General features: G+C 73.2%; 12 protein-coding genes. 6 read left to right on the forward strand and 6 right to left on the reverse strand.

Annotated features, from left to right (window positions below):
- A complete protein-coding gene (rfbC, locus tag ACZ7M7_RS17415; protein WP_472117463.1) occupies positions 1 to 612 on the forward strand; it encodes a dTDP-4-dehydrorhamnose 3,5-epimerase in 612 nt (203 codons plus the stop codon).
- Positions 613 to 684: 72 nt separating this feature from the next.
- Here the strand turns inward: rfbC and ACZ7M7_RS17420 are convergent, their stop codons facing one another.
- From ACZ7M7_RS17420 to ACZ7M7_RS17440, 5 genes are all read right to left on the reverse strand, one after another.
- Positions 685 to 1,488 (reverse strand): class I SAM-dependent methyltransferase, encoded by an 804-nt coding sequence (locus tag ACZ7M7_RS17420; RefSeq protein WP_472117466.1) that lies wholly within the window; start codon positions 1,486 to 1,488, stop codon positions 685 to 687.
- Positions 1,475 to 2,356 (reverse strand): dTDP-4-dehydrorhamnose reductase, encoded by an 882-nt coding sequence (gene rfbD, locus ACZ7M7_RS17425; RefSeq protein WP_472117469.1) that lies wholly within the window; start codon positions 2,354 to 2,356, stop codon positions 1,475 to 1,477. The genes ACZ7M7_RS17420 and rfbD overlap by 14 nt, the downstream gene beginning before the upstream one ends.
- On the reverse strand, positions 2,353 to 3,342 hold the full coding sequence (gene rfbB / locus ACZ7M7_RS17430) for a dTDP-glucose 4,6-dehydratase (protein ID WP_472117471.1): 990 nt from the start codon (positions 3,340 to 3,342) through the stop codon (positions 2,353 to 2,355). The genes rfbD and rfbB overlap by 4 nt, the downstream gene beginning before the upstream one ends.
- Positions 3,339 to 4,406 (reverse strand): glucose-1-phosphate thymidylyltransferase, encoded by a 1,068-nt coding sequence (locus ACZ7M7_RS17435; RefSeq protein ID WP_451168876.1) that lies wholly within the window; start codon positions 4,404 to 4,406, stop codon positions 3,339 to 3,341. The genes rfbB and ACZ7M7_RS17435 overlap by 4 nt, the downstream gene beginning before the upstream one ends.
- 94 nt (positions 4,407 to 4,500) lie before the next feature.
- Positions 4,501 to 6,957 carry a SpoIIE family protein phosphatase gene (locus ACZ7M7_RS17440; protein WP_472117474.1) on the reverse strand — a complete coding sequence of 819 codons (2,457 nt, stop codon included), beginning with the start codon at positions 6,955 to 6,957 and terminating at the stop codon, positions 4,501 to 4,503.
- A 188-nt stretch (positions 6,958 to 7,145) separates the two neighbouring features.
- Here ACZ7M7_RS17440 and lanKC point away from each other — a divergent pair, with 188 nt between their 5' ends.
- The 4 genes from lanKC (at position 7,146) to ACZ7M7_RS17460 (ending at position 13,708) form a co-directional block, all read left to right on the forward strand.
- Positions 7,146 to 9,824 carry a class III lanthionine synthetase LanKC gene (gene lanKC / locus ACZ7M7_RS17445; RefSeq protein WP_472117477.1) on the forward strand — a complete coding sequence of 893 codons (2,679 nt, stop codon included), beginning with the start codon at positions 7,146 to 7,148 and terminating at the stop codon, positions 9,822 to 9,824.
- Positions 9,825 to 9,869: 45 nt separating this feature from the next.
- A complete protein-coding gene (locus ACZ7M7_RS17450; protein WP_048578973.1) occupies positions 9,870 to 9,980 on the forward strand; it encodes a SapB/AmfS family lanthipeptide in 111 nt (36 codons plus the stop codon).
- Positions 9,981 to 10,076: 96 nt separating this feature from the next.
- Positions 10,077 to 11,786, forward strand: coding sequence for an ABC transporter ATP-binding protein (locus ACZ7M7_RS17455; RefSeq protein WP_472117480.1), 1,710 nt, complete (start codon positions 10,077 to 10,079; stop codon positions 11,784 to 11,786).
- Positions 11,783 to 13,708, forward strand: coding sequence for an ATP-binding cassette domain-containing protein (locus ACZ7M7_RS17460; protein ID WP_472117483.1), 1,926 nt, complete (start codon positions 11,783 to 11,785; stop codon positions 13,706 to 13,708). The genes ACZ7M7_RS17455 and ACZ7M7_RS17460 overlap by 4 nt, the downstream gene beginning before the upstream one ends.
- Before the next feature lie 4 nt (positions 13,709 to 13,712).
- On the opposite strand, the gene ACZ7M7_RS17465 is transcribed toward ACZ7M7_RS17460, so the two are convergent.
- Positions 13,713 to 14,321: a LuxR C-terminal-related transcriptional regulator gene (locus ACZ7M7_RS17465; RefSeq protein WP_472117485.1), complete on the reverse strand. Its 609-nt coding sequence runs from the start codon at positions 14,319 to 14,321 to the stop codon at positions 13,713 to 13,715.
- Between the two features lie 304 nt (positions 14,322 to 14,625).
- On the opposite strand from ACZ7M7_RS17465, the gene ACZ7M7_RS17470 reads away from it, so the two are divergent.
- Positions 14,626 to 16,776 (forward strand): PP2C family protein-serine/threonine phosphatase, encoded by a 2,151-nt coding sequence (locus ACZ7M7_RS17470; protein WP_472117488.1) that lies wholly within the window; start codon positions 14,626 to 14,628, stop codon positions 16,774 to 16,776.
- The last annotated feature ends 4 nt before the right edge of the window (positions 16,777 to 16,780 follow it).

Here is a 16,780-nt window from a genome sequence, read left to right on the forward strand (position 1 = left end):
ATGCGATCGCTCGGCATCGAAGGCGCCTGGGCGCTGGAACCCAAGGTCTTCCCGGACGACCGGGGAAGTTTCCACGAGTGGTACCGAGGCACGGAGTTCCGCGAGGCAACCGGCTACGACCTGTCCCTGGCACAGGCCAACTGCTCCGTCTCCCGCTGGGGCGTACTGCGGGGCGTGCACTTCTCGGACGTGCCGCCCGGTCAGGCCAAGTACGTCACCTGTGTGCGCGGCGCCGTCCTCGACGTGGTCGTGGACATCCGCCTCGGCTCCCCCACCTTCGGCCGCTGGGAGGCTCTGCGCCTCGACGACGACAGCCGGCACGCCCTGTTTCTCGCGGAAGGCCTCGGCCACGCCTTCATGGCACTCACCGACGACGCCACGGTGGTCTACCTGTGCTCGACCGGGTACGCCCCCGAGCGCGAACACGGGGTGAACCCGCTGGACCCGGACCTGGCCATCGCCTGGCCCGAGGACATCCCACCGGTACTGTCCCCCAAGGACGCACAGGCGCCCGCACTGTCGGAGGCACGGCAGGCGGGCCTGCTCCCGTCGTACGAGGACTGCACCGCCCACTACGCCCGGCTCCGCACTGGCGGCCCGGCAACGTCCTGAGGGGCGCGGGGAACTGCGCGACCAGCCGCGCCGAGCCCGCAGACATGCGACTGCAGAACCCGGCACTACCGCTCAGTCGCCGGAGGCAACCCCCGCAACCTCAGCCCGCAACGGCACCCACGCCCGCCCACGCCGCACACCGAGCCTGCGGGCCCGCGCCAGCGGCCGCCAGAAACGCGCCCCGAGCAGCGCCTCCGGAGCCACCGCCGACGCCCGGTCCAGGATGGCCTCGGGCACCTTCTGCGGATCGGGCACCTCGTACTCGGCGACGATCTCGTCGTACCGGTCCCGCAGCACCGTGTTCCGGGGATCGGCCCCGAAGACGACGAGCTGCCCGGTGGGCTGGGTGTCGACCAGAACGGTCACCAGATCGGGCCGGTAGCGCTCGAGGATCTCGGCGATCTTGTACACGTCGCCGGTCCACGCCCCGGTGTGCCGGTCGCGTGCGGCTTCGTCGACGTTGCGCGGCAGCATGTCGTCGAAGACGATCACGCTGGTCCAGTCGGAGTGCCGCTCGATGTTCATGAAGTCCCGCAGCGCGTACTCGAACAGGTGCATGCCGTCGATGAACGACAGGTCGAGGACGGTACGCCGCCAGTACCCGAACGGCTTGCGGCCGCGGCGCAGGTTCCGCACCGGATGCCGGCCGCCCCTGAGGTGGACGAGCGGGTTGTCGCGGGCGAAGAAGTCGTCGCTGGTGGCCTTGACCAGGTGGACGTCGCAGCGGATCTCCGTGACGACCTTGAAAGCGGGGTCGACGGCGATGGTGGGCACGCGGGAGAGCCGGAGACTGCGGCCGTCGTTGACGCCGATCTCCAGGTAGTTGCGGTTGCCGCTGACCTTGTGCAGTTCCCGCAGGAACTCATGGCGTTTCACGAAGGGTCTCCTTGCGGATCCGGGGCAGTGCTTCGTGCAGGGCGGTGCGCCAGTCACGTGCTCGCGCGAGGCCGAGCCGCTGCCGGCGGCCGTGCGCGAGGACGCTGTACGCGGGGCGGGGCGCGGGCCGGGCGAAGGCCTCGCCGGTGACGGGCCGCACCCGGTCGGGGTCGGCGCCGAGGAGCCGGAACACCTCGCGGGCCAGGTCGTACCAGGTGGCCTCGCCCGAGTTGGTGGCGTGCAGGACGCCGGTCATGTCACGGCCGACGCGCGGGCCGAGGTCGGCGATCGTCGCGGCGACGTCGGCGCTCCACGTGGGCTGGCCGCGCTGGTCGTCCACGACGTCCACGGTGTCCCGGCGGGCTTCGAGTTCCATCATCGTCCGGACGAAACTGCGGCCGTGGACGCCGTAGAGCCACGCGACGCGCACGACTGCGCTCGCGTCCGGGAGTTCGTCCAGTACGGCCCGCTCACCCGCGAGTTTGGTGCGGCCGTAGGCGGTGCGGGGTTCGGGTGCCGCGTCCTCGGCGTAGGGAGTGCGGGCGTCTCCGGCGAAGACGTAGTCGGTGGAGACCTGAATCAGGCCGGCCCCGTACGCGGCGCAGGCGCGGGCGAGGATGCGCGGGCCGTCGCCGTTGACGTGCAGGGCGCGTTCCTCGTCCTGTTCGGCGTCGTCGACGGCTGTGTACGCGGCGCAGTTGACGACCACGTCGGGGCGGTGTGCGGTGAGGGCACGGTCGACTGCGTCGGGGTCGGTGATCTCGAGAGCGGGGTGGTCGAGGCCGGTCACCTGCTCGTCGCGGGTGCGCAGTTCCTCGACCAGGTCGCGGCCGAGCATGCCGCCCGCTCCGGTGACCAGCCACCTCATCCGTGCTCCTCGCCGACGCGGCGCTTGAGGGGTTCCCACCAGGCGCGGTGGTCGCGGTACCAGGCGACGGTGCCTGTGAGGCCCGACGCGAAGTCGTGGCGGGGCCGGTAGCCGAGTTCGGTGCGGGCCTTGGTCCAGTCGACGGAGTAGCGCAGGTCGTGGCCCTTGCGGTCCTCGACGTGCTCCACCCGGTCCCAGTCGGCGCCGCAGGCCCGAAGCAGCAGGGCGGTGAGGTCCTTGTTGCTCAACTCGGTGCCGCCGCCGATGTTGTAGACCTCGCCGGGGCGGCCCTCGGTGCGGACGAGGTCGACGCCGTCGCAGTGGTCGTCGACGTGCAGCCAGTCGCGGACGTTGAGGCCCTCGCCGTACAGGGGTACCCGCTCGCCGTCGAGGAGGTTGGTGATGAACAGCGGGACGACCTTCTCGGGGAACTGGTGCGGGCCGTAGTTGTTCGAGCAGCGGGTGACGCGGACGTCCAGGCCGTGGGTGCGGTGGTAGGCGAGCGCGAGCAGGTCGGAGGAGGCCTTGGAGGCGGAGTACGGCGAGCTGGGCCGCAGGATGTCCGTCTCGGTGGCGGAGCCGGTCTCCAGCGAGCCGTAGACCTCGTCCGTCGACACGTGCACGAAGGGTGCGACGCCGTAGCGCAGGGCCGCGTCCAGTAGGGTCTGCGTGCCGACCACGTTGGTGAGGACGAAGTCGTCGGCGCCGGCGATCGAGCGGTCCACGTGGGACTCGGCGGCGAAGTGCACGACCTGGTCGGCCTCGGCCATCAGCTTGTCGACCAGTTCGGCGTCCCGGATGTCGCACTGCACGAACTCCAGCCGGGGGTGGTCGAGTTCGAGGTTGTCCAGGGTGCCGGCGTACGTCAGCTTGTCCAGCACCGTGATCCGCGGCGCCTCGGGCGCGTCCGGTGCGTCGCGGGCGAGCAGCGTGCGGACGTAGGTCGAGCCGATGAAGCCGGCGCCGCCGGTGACGAGAAGGTTCATGTGTGGATCTGCACCTTGCTGTGGTCTCCGAGGACGAGTCGGTGGGCGCTGGGGACGCTGGGTGCGGGGGTGACCTCGACGTGCCGGCCGATGAGCGAGGACTCGATCCGGCCCACCCCCTGGATCGAGGAGTCCCGCAGCACGATGGAGAACTCCAACTCGCTGTCGCCGATACGGCAGTTCTGCGCGATGGAGGTGAAGGGGCCGACGTAGGAGTCCTCGACGACGGTGCCGGCGCCGACGACGGCGGGGCCGACGATGCGCGAGTTCACGATGCGCGCCCCCTCCTCGACGACCACGCGTCCGACGGTCTCCGAGGCGTCGTCGACATCGCCGTCGATGCGGCGCGTGAGGCCCTCCAGGACGGTCCGGTTCACCTCCAGCATGTCGGCGACGTTCCCGGTGTCCTTCCAGTAGCCCTTGATGACCGTGCAGCGCACGTCGGCGCGGGCGTCGATCAGGTGCTGGATGGCGTGGGTGATCTCCAACTCGCCGCGCCAGGACGGTGTGATGGCGCGCACCGCGTCGTGGATCACCGGGGTGAAGAGATAGACGCCGACCAGGGCGAGATCGCTCTTGGGGTGCTCCGGTTTCTCCTCCAGGCCGACGACCTGGCCCGCGTCGTCGAGTTCGGCGACACCGAAGGAGCGGGGGTCCTGGACGCGGGTGAGCAGGATCTGGGCGTCGGGGCGGTTGATGCGGAACTCGTCGACGAGACCGGCGATTCCGCCGACGATGAAGTTGTCGCCGAGGTACATCACGAAGTCGTCGTCGCCGAGGTAGTCACGGGCGATGAGTACGGCGTGGGCCAGCCCCAGGGGCCGTTCCTGGGGAATGTAGGTGATCTCCAGACCGAATTTGGAGCCGTCTCCGACGGCGTCCTGGATCTCCGGGGCGGTGTCACCGACGATCAGACCGACCTCGGTGATCCCGGCCGCGGCGATGGATTCCAGCCCGTAGAAGAGCACGGCCTTGTTCGCAACCGGCACGAGCTGTTTGGCCGAAGTGTGCGTGATCGGCCTCAGGCGCGTACCGGCGCCACCGGACAGCACGAGAGCCTTCATCGGTTCACCTTAGCCCCGAATCGGCCAATTTGACGGTGCCGGGATTGGCTCGCTCGCAACTTCCACGCCATCGACCGTTCACCGGAGCGCGGTCTCAGCCGCCCAGGACGATCTCGCTCCACACCTGTTTTCCGCCACTGACCGGCACCGTTCCCCAGGTCGCCGCCATGGCCTCGACCAGGAGGATGCCGCGCCCGCCGGTGGCCTCCCAGCTGATGCTGGTCGGTTTGACCGGCGTGCGCGGCGAGGAGTCGGCGACGGACACACGCAACCGGTGGTTGACGAAGGTGAGGTCGAGGCGGACCCGGCCGTCGGTGTGCACGAGGGCGTTGGTGACGAGTTCGGAGACGACGAGCAGAACGGCGTCCATGTCCTGCGGCGGCACCCCCCAGGCGCGCAGGGTGCGCCGGGTGAAGCGGCGGGCGTGGCCGACGGCTTGCGGGACGCGCCAGACGGTCCAGCTCTCGCGCAGGGGCCGTACGGCCATGCCGTCGTAGCGCATCAGAAGCAGCGCGATGTCGTCGCTGCGGCGGGCGCCCTCGAGCAGGGCGTCGGCGACGAGGCCGAGGTGGGCGGGGTCGGAGCGGGCGAGGTCCCGGGCGAGCCGGGCCATGCCGGTGTCGATGTCGGCGTCCGCGGACTCGACGAGGCCGTCGGTGGTCAGGGCGACCACCGTGCCGGGCTGCAGCCCGAGCGGGCTCATCGGGAAGCCGGCCTGCCGCAGCACGCCGAGCGGCGGGCCGCCCTCCGCCTCGGCGATCTCGGTGCTGCCGTCCGGGTGGCGCAGGACCGGCGGAGGGTGACCGGCGCGCACGCACCAGGCGGAGCCCTCCTCCAGATCGACGTCGACGTAGCAGCAGGTGGCGAAGAGGTCGGTCTCCATGTCCATGAGGAGGCGGTTGGCGTGGTCGACGACGACGTCCGGGGGGTGTCCTTCGGCGGCGTAGGCGCGCAGCGCGGTGCGCATCTGGCCCATGAGGGTGGCGGCGGCCGCGCTGTGACCCTGGACGTCGCCGATGACCAGGGCGACGTGGTTGTCGGGCAGCGGGATCACGTCGTACCAGTCGCCGCCGACCTCCAGTCCGGCGGTGGTCGGCAGATACCGGGCGACGGCCTCCGCGCCGGGCAGCCGGGGCAGGCGGCGCGGCAGCAGCTGGCGCTGGAGCATGCCGACGAGTTCGTGCTCGGCGTCGAAGGCGTGGGCGCGCAGCAGGGCCTGGCCGGCGAGGCCGGCGGAGGCGGTGAGCAGGGCACGCTCGTCGGGGCCGAAGTCGTGCGGGGCGTCCCAGCCGATCAGGCAGGCGCCGACCATCCGGCCCCCGGCGGGCAGCGGCAGGACGGCCAGACCGCCGGGGCCGACGTCGGCGAGGGCCGGTTCCAGCAGGCTGCCGGCGGGCCAGATCTGGGCGCGGCCCTCGCGCAGGGCGGCGGCGAGGGTGGGCATGGCGCGCACCGGCGCGTCCGGCCATTCGGTACGCCACTCCACGCGCCACAGCTCCGGCCAGGACTCGGGGTCGGGCGGGTCGAGGACGGTGACGACGAGGCGGTCGCTCTCCAGCTCGGCGAGGGCGATGCGGTCGGCGCGCAGCGGCTTGCGCAGGGCCGTGACGACGGCGTGGCTGACGTCGCGCACGGTGCCTGCGGTGGCGAGCGCGGCGGCGAGGCGCTGGACCCGGGCCACGTCGGTGACCTCGGCGCGCAGGGTGGAGGCGTCGGCCACGGTGCCGACGATGCGGGCCGGGAGTCCCTCACCGCCGGGCAGCAGGCGGCCGCGCAGCCTGAGCCATCTGGGCGGGCCGGTGGGCTGAAGGACCCGGAACTCCAGGTCGCGGTCGCCGAGCGCGGTGTGATCGGCCTCGACGACCGACATCAGCGACGGCAGGTCCTCCGGCACGGTCAGGCCCAGCAGGGTCTCGACCTTGCCGTCGAAGTCGTCCGGGCCGAGACCGAACAGCGCCAGGATGTCGTCGCCGACCTCGACGCGACCGGTGTCCATGGCGAGGCTGAACGCGTTGGCCGGCAGCTCGCCCCCGTCCGTTGCCGCGGGCAGGGCGGGGAAGGCGACGGCCTCGGCGATCAGCTCCAGGCACTCCCGGTCGTCGGAGTCGAAGCCGCCGGGGCGCTCGCTCACGGCCAGCAGACACCCGTCGCCCTCGTCGCCGCGGGTCGGCAGGGCCGCCAGGAAGAAGTCAGGACCGGATGCACGTCGGGACTCCGTCCGCGCGGCCAGTTCCGCCGGGCCGAGCCACCGTGCGTCTCCGGTGCGCAGCGCGCCGGCCACCGCGGACCGGCCGGAGCGCGGGTAGCTGTCGCGCAGCCCGTAGAAGGTCCTCGGCACACCGGCGGACTCGACCAGGCACAGCAGGTCCTCGTCCTCGCCCGGTGCGTACACGGCGGCGAGTGTCGCTCCGCCGAAGACGAGGGCCTGTTCGAGCACGCGCCGCAGTCGGTCCGGTGAGTCCGGGTCGGCGGCGACCGTCTTGAGGGCAACTTCGGCACGCAGCCTTCTCGTTCCGCGTTCCGCGACGCCCTCACCGACCACGTTCGCCATTACAGCGCTTATCAGACACCTGCGCAGCCCCTGTGGCGCGTTCCGTGGAGCGGGCGGGGTTCCGGTGCTCGAAAGGGCCCGAACATGTCTTTACGCATGCGTTCCGCACGGCGATCTCGTGACAGTCATGACTGTCCGTAGCCGTTGCCTCGCTGGAAGTCTCGGTGCCGGACCAGTGAGGGGGACGCATGGACAAGCGCTACGAGGTGTACGCGCTCGCCGACAGGCACTTCTACGAGACGCCGGACCGGCTGTCGGCGGGCACGCAGGGCGCCGCGCGTCTGTACGGGGCAGCGCGGGACGAGGTCCCCGACGGCTGGACGGCGGCACGGATCGGCGACTGGCTGACGCTGACGCCGCTCGGCCCGGACGGCGCCCCGCTGCCGGGCCCGGCGCAGGGCTGGAAGATCCATGCCTCGGCCACCCTGGCGAACGCGGAGCAGATCGCGCGGATCGTCCGGGACTACTGCGTGCCGAGGGGCATCCCGTTCAAGTTCGTGCCCGGCCCGCAGCTGCTGCATCTGCGCAACGCCAAGTACGCGGGCCGCGACTCCAGCGGCAAGTTCGTCACCGTCTACCCGGCCGACGAGCAGCAGCTCCACACGGTGCTGCGCGAGTTGGGCCGGCTGCTGGAGGGGTTCGAGGGACCGTACATCCTCACCGATCTGCGGTGGGACGACGGTCCGCTGTACGTCCGCTACGGCGCCTTCGCGCGCCTCTTCGTCGTCGACGACCGCGGTTCGCTGGTGCCGGCGGTGCGGGACGGGGAAGGCCGGTTGGTGCCGGACCGGCGGGCGCCGTCCTTCCAGGTGCCGGAGTGGGTGACACTTCCCGAGTTCCTCGCGCCGCAGCTGGCGGCCCGCAACACGACGACGGTCGGCGAGTTGCCGTACCGCATCGAGAAGGCGCTGCACTTCTCCAACGGCGGCGGGGTGTACACGGGCACCGACACCCGGGACGGACGCAAGGTGGTCCTCAAGGAGGGCCGGCCGCACGCGGGTCTCGCCGCGGACGGCGCGGACGCCGTGACCCGGCTGGAGCGGGAGCGGCACGCGCTCGAGCAGCTGGCGGGGACCGGTGTGGTGCCCGAGGTGCGCGACTGGTTCCTGCTCGGCGACCACCGCTTCCTGGTCATGGACTTCGTGGAGGGGCGCCCCCTCAACTCCTTCTTCGCCGAACGGCACCCGCTGATCGGCCCGGACCCCGATCCGGGCGCCGTGGCCGACTACACGGCCTGGGCCCTGCGCATCCACCGCGCCGTGGAGCGGGCGGTGGAGACGGTGCACGCGCGCGGGATCGTCTTCAACGACCTGCACGTCTTCAACATCATGGTCGCCCCCGACGACGAGTCGGTGTCCCTGCTCGACTTCGAGGCGGCGGCCCCGGTCGGCGAGAACGGCCGCCAGGTCGTCGCCCACCCCGGTTTCCTGGCCCCGGCCGACCGCAGGGGCGCGGACGTCGACCGCTATGCGCTGGCCTGCCTGAGGCTGGCCATGTTCCTGCCGATCACCTCGTTGTTCGTGGTGGACCGCGACAAGGCGGCGCACCTGGCGGACGTGATCGCGGGGCAGTTCCCGGACGTGCCGCGGGAGTTCCTGGACGAGGCGGTCGCCGAGATCTGCCGGGACGTGTCCGGTCCCGAGCGTGCCGCGCACACGGCCCGCGCCCGCTCCGCGTCCTTCGTGGAACCCGGCGACTGGCCCTACAGCCGCGACTCCATGGTCAAGGCGCTGCTCGCCTCGGCCACCCCGGAGCGCGAGGACCGGCTCTTCCCCGGCGACGTCGGCCAGTTCTCCGACGGCGGCGGGCTGGGCCTCGCCCATGGTGCGGCCGGCGTGCTGTACGCCCTGGCCGCGACCGGCGCCGAACGCTACGACGAGGGTGAACGCTGGCTGCTGGACCGCACCGACCCGCCACCGGTCGGCACTCCGCTGGGCCTGTACGACGGTCTCGCGGGCGTGGCCCACGTCCTCGACCTGCTGGGCCACCGGCAGCGTGCCCTCGACCTGATCGACACGGTCCTGCGCGAGAGGTGGCAGCGCCTGTCCTCCGACCTGCGCGGCGGACTGGCCGGGCTGGGGCTGGTCCTCGGCGGGCTCGCCGACACCACCGGCGAGCCGGAGCTGCGCGAGCGGGCGGCGGAGGCCGCGGACATCCTCGTACAGCGGCTGACCGCACCGCCCCCGTCCGGGGCCCGGCCGCGCGCCGGACTGCTGCGGGGCGCGAGCGGACCCGCGCTGTTCCTGCTGCGCCAGTACGAACGGACCGGCGACCGGCGGCTGCTGGACGCGGCCGGTGAGGCGCTGCGTCAGGACCTGGCGTGCTGCGTGGAGCAGAAGGGCGGCTCGCTGGAGGTCGACGAGGGCTGGCGGACGATGCCGTATCTGGGCGACGGGAGCGTCGGGGTGGGGATGGTCGTCGACGACTACCTCCTGCATGCCGCCGCCACCGGTGGCGGGACCGGACGGTCCGATCGGGACTCCGGCGTCGGCACGGACGCGTTCGAGCGGGCCCGCGCCGGCATCCTCACCGCCGCCACCTCACGTTTCTACGCTCAGCCCGGCCTCTTCCAGGGGCGTGCCGGGATGATCCTGCACCTCAGCCGCACGACGGCACCGGGCGCGGACGCGGACCGGCTGGCCGGGCAGATCGCCGGGCTCGGCTGGTACGCGATGTCCTACCAGGGCCAACTGGCCTTCCCCGGACACCAGATGATGCGGCTCTCCATGGACCTGGGCACCGGAACGGCCGGCTGTCTGCTCGCGCTCGGAGCCGCCCTCGGCGCCGACGCGGCCGGCACCACCCCGGCCCACCTGCCCTTCCTCCCGCCGCCGACGCGGCACCCGGAACGCGGCTCCGCCACCTGAAGGAGTCGTGACACAACCCCGTCCCCACCAATGAGAGGACCCGACATGGCACTGCTCGACCTGCAGACGATGGAGACCGAGGAGTACACCGGCGGCGGCAGCGTGGCCAGCCTCCTCCTGTGCGCCAGCCAGGCCAGCATCACGCTCTGTCTCTGACGGACATCGCGCAACCGCGGCCCCGGGCGGTCTCCCTCCTTCACGGGAGGGCCGCCCGGGGCCCTTGCCCGGACGAGGGAGCGAGGCCGCAGCCGTATGAGGCGCACGACGACTCCTGCCGACGACGCTTCCCGCGCGCTGCTGCATGCGGCCACCCGGCACAGCGGGGCCCGTACGGCGGCCTTGTGCCTGGTGGCGACGGCCGCGACCGGGGCCGGGCTGCTGCTGCCCGCCGCGCTCGGGCGGACCCTGGATCTCCTGCTGGCCCGGGCACCGGCGACGGGCTGGGTGCTGTGCTGCGCCGGACTGGTGCTGCTGCTCGCCCTGCTCGACGGATGCCAGAGCGTCCTGGTCGGCACCGTCGACGCCCGGACGGCCGCCTGGCTGCGGCGGCGGCTGACCGGGCACGTCCTGGCCGTGGGCCCGCGGGCCACCGCCCGCTTCGGGGCCGGCGACCTGGTCGCACGGCTCGTCGGCAACGCCGCGCAGGCCGGCACGGCACCGGCCGCCCGAGCCGCACTGCTCGCCGCGCTCGCCGGACCGGTCGGGGGCATCGTCGCTCTCGGCCTGATCGACCTGTGGCTCGCGGCCGTGTTCCTCGCCGGGGCGCCGGTACTGGCCGCCCTGCTGCGGACCTTCGCCCGTGACACCTCCCGCTGTGTGGCCCGTTACCAGCAGGAACAGGGCCGGATCGCCGCCGCGCTCGCCGAGGCCGTCGACGGCCGGCGCACCATCCGCGCGGCGGGTGCGACGGACCGGGAGACGGCGCGGATCCTGCGGCCGCTGCCCGAACTCTCCCGCGCCGGGCACCGGATGTGGCGGGTGCAGGGGCGGGCTGCCGCCCAGGCCGTCACCGTGGCCCCGCTGCTGCAGCTCGGTGTCATAGCCGTCGCCGGCGTCCTGCTCACCCGGCACCGGCTGTCCGTCGGCGAGATGCTCGCCGCGTCCCGTTACGCGGTGCTGGCGACCGGTGTCGGCGTGCTGGTCGCCCAGCTCGCGAGTCTGGCCCGCGCCCGTGCGGCGGCCGGACGCCTCGGTGAGGTCGTCGCCGAGCCGGCCCCCGCCCATGGCGGGCGCCGGCTGCCTCCCGGCCCCGGCCGCCTGGAGCTGCGCGGCGTGACCGCCCGGCGCGGCGGACACGCCGTGCTGGACGGGATCGACCTGGTCGTCCCCGGCGGGACCACCGTGGCCGTGGTCGGGCGTTCCGGAGCGGGCAAGTCCCTGCTCGCCGCGCTCGCCGGGCGCCTGGCCGACCCGGACGACGGCGAGGTCCTGCTCGACGAAGTGCCGCTGACCGAGCTGACCCACGACGACCTGCGCCGCGCCGTCGCCTACGCCTTCGAACGCCCCGCCCTGCTGGGCGGCACCGTCGAGGACGCGATCGGCCTGGGTCTGCCGGACCCCTCCCCCGCCCGCGTCCGGGAGGCTGCCCGCACGGCACACGCGGACGACTTCATCCGCCGCCTGCCCCACGGCTACGGCACCGCACTTGCCGACGCCCCGCGCTCCGGCGGCGAGTCCCAACGCCTCGGACTCGCCCGGGCATTCGCCCACGACGGCCGCCTGCTGATCCTCGACGACGCGCTGTCCAGCCTCGACACCGTGACGGAGGCCCGCATCACCGAGGCCCTGACCGGCGGCTCGTCCGCCACCCGCCTGCTGGTCGCCCACCGTGCGGCGACGGCGGCCAGGGCCGACGCGGTGGCCTGGCTGGACGGCGGGCGGGTGCGCGCGGTCGGGCGGCACGAGGAGCTGTGGAACATCGCGGAGTACCGGGAGGCATTCACCGGGGAGGAACCGGCGTGACCCGTGGCCTCCACCCGCGCGCTCTGGGCTTCCTGCGGGCACGATGGCCCGTCCTCGTACGGCTCGCCCTGTGGTCCGTGCTGGAGACGGGACAGAGCTTCCTCATCGGATACGCCCCGGCCCGCGCCCTGGACGACGGGTTCCTCCGGGGCCGTACGGAGGTCGGGCTCGGGTGGCTCGGTGTCGCCGGTCTCGGGGTCGTCGTCGGCGCGTACGGCACGGCCCGCGTGTACGGGGCGGTCGCGGCGCTGGTCGAACCGCTGAGGGACCGGCTCGTGACCCGGGTGGTGGAGCGCGGGGTGCGGGAGGCGGACCGCGGGGCGCTGTCCGGGCTCACCCAGCAGGTGGAGATCGCGCGGGACACCTTCGCGGGGCTGGTCATGGTGTCGCGGTCGTTCGTGTTCACCGCGGTCGGCGCGCTGGCCGGCCTGTTCTCGCTGGCTCCGCTGCTGCTGCTCGTCGTGCTGCCGCCGCTGGCCGCGGGGGTGGGCCTGTTCGCGGTGACGCTGCGTCCGCTGGCCCGCAGACAGGAGGTCTTCCTCGCAGCCGACGAGGCCCTGGCCGACCGGCTCGGCGCCGTCTGCCCCGGGCTGCGCGACATCACGGCGGCCGGCGCACAGAAGCGGATGGCCGCCGATACCGGGGACCTGGTGGACGCCGAGCTGCGGGCCGCCCGTTCCCTCGCCCGCTTCGGTGTGCTCCGCGTGGCCGCCCTCGCCCTCGGCGGACAACTCCCGATCGTGCTGCTCCTCGCCGCCGCGCCCTGGCTCCTGCGACACGGCGTCACCACCGGCGCCCTGGTCGGCGCCCTCGCCTACGTCACCCAGTCCCTGCTCCCCGCCCTGCACAACCTGGTCCACGGCCTGGGCACGAGCGGCTCACGACTGGCGGTGGTGATACGGCGGTTGGTGCCGGAGGAGAGCGGACCGGACAAGGCCCGGAGGCTCGGCGTGCCAGCCGCGGCCAGTGCGCCGAGCCCGCCGGATGCGTCCGCAGCGGCGACCGGCCGAGTCACGCTCGGCGCGACCGGTGCGGTGGCCAACCGGGCCGATCCGCCCAGGGCCGGCGGCCCTGGTGCGTCACCCACTCATCCGGACGACGGTCCGGCACCGTCCCTGCCTCCCGCCGGCACACCCGCACCATCCCCGGACCACGCCGACTCCCCGCGACCGATTGCCGAACTCCCACACCCCACCGCTCCCGCACCTCCCGCCCTCACCCTCACCTCCGTCACCTTCGCCTACGGCCCCACCGCACTCCCCGTGATCGACGACCTCGACCTCACCCTCCCGGCCGGCTCCCACCTGGCCGTCGTCGGGCCGAGCGGGATCGGGAAGTCCACGCTGACGGCGCTGGTGGCCGGGCTGCTGGAGCCCCGGTGCGGCACCGTCCGGGTGTGCGGGGAGGTGGTGCCGGGGCCGGGTGCGGCCGCGCGGCGGGTGCTCATTCCGCAGGAGGCGTACGTGTTCACCGGCACCCTCGCCGAGAACCTCGGCCTGCTGCGGCCGGACCCGGTCTCCGACGCGGAGCTGCTCGCCGCCGCCGAGGCGGTCGGGCTGGCGCCGCTGCTCGACGCGCTGGGCGGGCCGGAGGGCCGGGTGGATCCCGGGGCGCTGTCCGCGGGCGAGCGGCAGCTGATCGCGCTGACCCGGGCCCACCTGTCGTACGCCCCGCTCGCGCTCCTCGACGAGGCCACCTGTCACCTCGATGCGCGGGCCGAGGAACGCGCGGAGCAAGCGTTCGCGGCCCGCCCCGGTGGCACGCTGGTCGTCGTCGCGCACCGCATCAGCTCGGCCCGCCGTGCCGACCGCGTCCTGATGATGGACGGCCGCGACACGGCGTACGGGACACACGACGAGCTCGTACGGCACTCGGCCCGCTATCGCGAACTCGTCGGCGGCTGGACGCCCGTGCCGCGGTAGTGGTTCAGAGCCAGCCCTCGCCCTGGGAGATACGGATCGCGTCGATGCGGTTGCGGGCCCCGGTCTTGCGGGTGATGGCCGCCATGTAGTTGCGCACCGTCCCGTGGGACAGGTGCAGGCTCCCGGCGATCTCCGCGACGGAGGCTCCCTCCGCCGCGAGGGACAGCACGCTGAGCTCACGCCGGGTCAGCGGCATCTCGGCGGCCTTGAGGAAAGCAAAGCCCAGCGAATCGTCGACGAAACGTTCCCCCTTGGCGACGCGCCGGATTCCACGCACCAGCCGGTCCGGCGAACCCTCCTTGTCGACGTACCCGAGCGCTCCCGCCTCCAGGGCCCGCTTCAGCAGTCCCGGCCGGTGCGCGCTCGCCAGCACCAGCAGGTGCGGCGGCGTCCGGCCCGCCTCCCGTAATCGCAGCTCGGCGAGCGGGGGTATGCCGTACGTGTCCGTGCAGTCCAGATCCACCGCGCACACGTCCGGTCGGACGGAGCGCGCCCGACCCGGCGCGCTGCGCCACGGGGCGTCGTACACCTCCAGGCCTGGATCTCGGCGCAGCCACTCCGCCAGCACCGATCGCACCAGACACACGTCATGCACCACAAGGACCCGGATCACTGCCGCCCCTCCACCCCGCCGTTCGTCGCTCTCATGGTGTTGAGCGCGTGCCCCATTGTTGGCGTCCATGACCGTCTGCGGGCGCGAAGATCCGGCCAACAGGGTGCGCGGGGGCGCACGCGAGGCGCCCGTACGCCGGGGTCGCGCATCGACTGTGGGGGCATGGGCTCACGGCCATGGGGTACGGGCCCCGGCTCTCGCGGTGCGAACGGTCCGGCAGGACCGGGTGCCGCTCGCCGTGCGCGGCGGGCCGTGAGGGGGGAGATTTGAGCCCTGGGACCCGTCGCGCGGCCCTGCGGAGGAGGTGGTCGGCGTGTCCGACGGGCAGACGTCCGCCCAGGCGCCGGCCGCCGCGCGGACCCGGGTCGGCCGGCCGCTCCTGTCGCTGGCGCTCGCCTCGATGATGGACGAGGTGCACGCGCACTCCGGTGCGGTGTACCTGCTGGCGGCCGACGAGCCCGTGCTGGAGATGGCGGTGATGGCCGGCCTGCCCCGGGCGTTCGCGGCGCCCTGGGAGCGGGTCGGGCTGAGCGCGCCGATCCCGGTCGCGGAGGCCGTGCGTGAGCGGCGGCTCGTCTGGGTCAAGGGCGAGGAGGACATGGCGGCCCGCTATCCGCGGATCGCCGTCGTGCTGCCCTATCCCTTCGCGCTGGCCGCGCTGCCCGTGGCCACCGAGACCACCGCCTATGGCGCGATCTTCGTGACCTGGCCCGGCGCACACCCCCCGGAGCTGTCGGAGCGGGAGCGCGACCATCTCACCGCCGCCTGCCGACGGCTCGCGGTGCGGCTGGAACGCGCCCTGGAAGAGAGCCTTCCGCCGCTGCCGGAGCCCGATCTGGTCGCCGGGCCGGCCTTCAGCGGCGCCGCCGGCACGCTCGGCACGGTGGAGGCGGCGCGCATGGTGTCACGGCTGCCGTACGGCCTGTGCTCGCTCGATCTGCACGGCCGGGTCAGCTTCGCCAACCCCGCGGCGGCCGAGCTGATCGGCGTCCCGGTCAACCGGCTGCTCGGCAACCAGCTGTGGGCGTCGGTGCCGTGGCTCAACGACCCGGTGTACGAGGACCGCTACCGGGGCGCGCTGATGAGCCAGCACACCACGTCCTTCCTGGCGCTGCGCCCGCCCGGCGACTGGCTGTCGTTCCGTATGTATCCGAGCACGACCGGTCTGAGCGTGCGGATCAGCCGGGCCCGCGCGGTGGCGGAGATGGGCCGCAGTGGGCCGCAACAGGACGACCCGCCGGGCCGGCTCGTGACCATCTCCCAGGTGCTGAGCCTGTCCGGCGCGCTCACCGAGGCGGCGGGTGTGCAGGACGTGGTGCAGCTGGTCGCGGACGAGATCGTCCCGGCCGTCGGCAGCCAGGCGCTGGTCGTCCTGGGGACGCGGGCGGGCCGGCTGCACGTGCTCGGTCACCGAGGCTATGCGGATCCGCAGATCGTGGAGCGCTTCGACGGTCTGCCGCTGACCGAGCAGACCCCGGGCACGCACGCGCTGACCACCGGTGTGCCCGCGTTCTTCGACTCCCAGCAGCAGCTGGAGCGCCTGTATCCGACGCGGTACTCGACGCCCGACGGCTTCGCGGCCTGGGCGTACCTGCCGCTGATCGCCTCGGGGCGGCCGGTGGGCACGTGTGTGCTCGCCTACTCGGAGCGGCATCCCTTCCCGGCGGACGAGCGAGCGGTCCTGACCAGCCTCGGCGGGCTCATCGCGCAGGCGCTGGAGCGCGCCCTGCTCTACGACGTCAAGCACCAGCTGGCGCACGGACTGCAGGCCGCCCTGCTCCCGCACTCGCTGCCGACGCTGCCCGGCATCGAAGCGGCGGCGCGCTATCTGCCCGCCACCCAGGGCATGGAGATCGGCGGCGACTTCTACGACCTGGTGCGGACGGAGGACGGGCTGACGGCTGCGGTGATCGGGGACGTGCAGGGGCACAACGTCACCGCGGCCGGCCTGATGGGCCAGATCCGCACCGCCGTACGGGCGTACACGACCGTCGGTCAAGCCCCGGAGGAGGTCATGCGCAGCACCAACCGGCTGCTGCTCGACCTCGGTTCCGACCTGTTCGCCAGCTGTCTGTATCTGCGTCTCGATCCGGAACACGGGCGGGCGGTGATGGCCCGTGCCGGGCATCCGCCGCCGCTGCTGCGACGGCCGGACGGACGCGTGCGGGTGCTCGACCTCGCGGGCGGCCCGCTGCTGGGCATCGACGGCTCGCCCACGTATCCGACGACGGAGGTCGACCTCACGCCCGGCTGTGTGCTCGTCCTCTACACCGACGGGCTGATCGAGTCGCCCGGCATCGACATCGAGGACGCGCTCGCCGAGCTCGGCCAGTTGCTCACCGAGTCCGGGGAGCTGCCCTTGGACGAACTCGCCGATCTGCTCGTGCAGCACAGCGCGTCCAGGCACGAACGGGTCGACGACGTGGCGCTGCTGCTGTTGCGGGCGCGCGGGTGACGGC

The sequence above is a fragment of the Streptomyces sp. NPDC111606 genome, from assembly GCF_055656945.1.

Excerpts from the sequence above, each read along its gene's own strand:
- rfbC (WP_472117463.1), top strand. The coding sequence starts at position 1 with ATGCGATCGCTCGGCATCGAAGGCGCCTGGGCGCTGGAACCCAAGGTC.
- rfbD (WP_472117469.1), bottom strand. The coding sequence starts at position 2,356 with ATGAGGTGGCTGGTCACCGGAGCGGGCGGCATGCTCGGCCGCGACCTG.
- rfbB (WP_472117471.1), bottom strand. The coding sequence starts at position 3,342 with ATGAACCTTCTCGTCACCGGCGGCGCCGGCTTCATCGGCTCGACCTAC.
- ACZ7M7_RS17435 (WP_451168876.1), bottom strand. The coding sequence starts at position 4,406 with ATGAAGGCTCTCGTGCTGTCCGGTGGCGCCGGTACGCGCCTGAGGCCG.
- ACZ7M7_RS17440 (WP_472117474.1), bottom strand. The coding sequence starts at position 6,957 with ATGGCGAACGTGGTCGGTGAGGGCGTCGCGGAACGCGGAACGAGAAGG.
- lanKC (WP_472117477.1), top strand. The coding sequence starts at position 7,146 with ATGGACAAGCGCTACGAGGTGTACGCGCTCGCCGACAGGCACTTCTAC.
- ACZ7M7_RS17450 (WP_048578973.1), top strand. The coding sequence starts at position 9,870 with ATGGCACTGCTCGACCTGCAGACGATGGAGACCGAGGAGTACACCGGC.
- ACZ7M7_RS17455 (WP_472117480.1), top strand. The coding sequence starts at position 10,077 with ATGAGGCGCACGACGACTCCTGCCGACGACGCTTCCCGCGCGCTGCTG.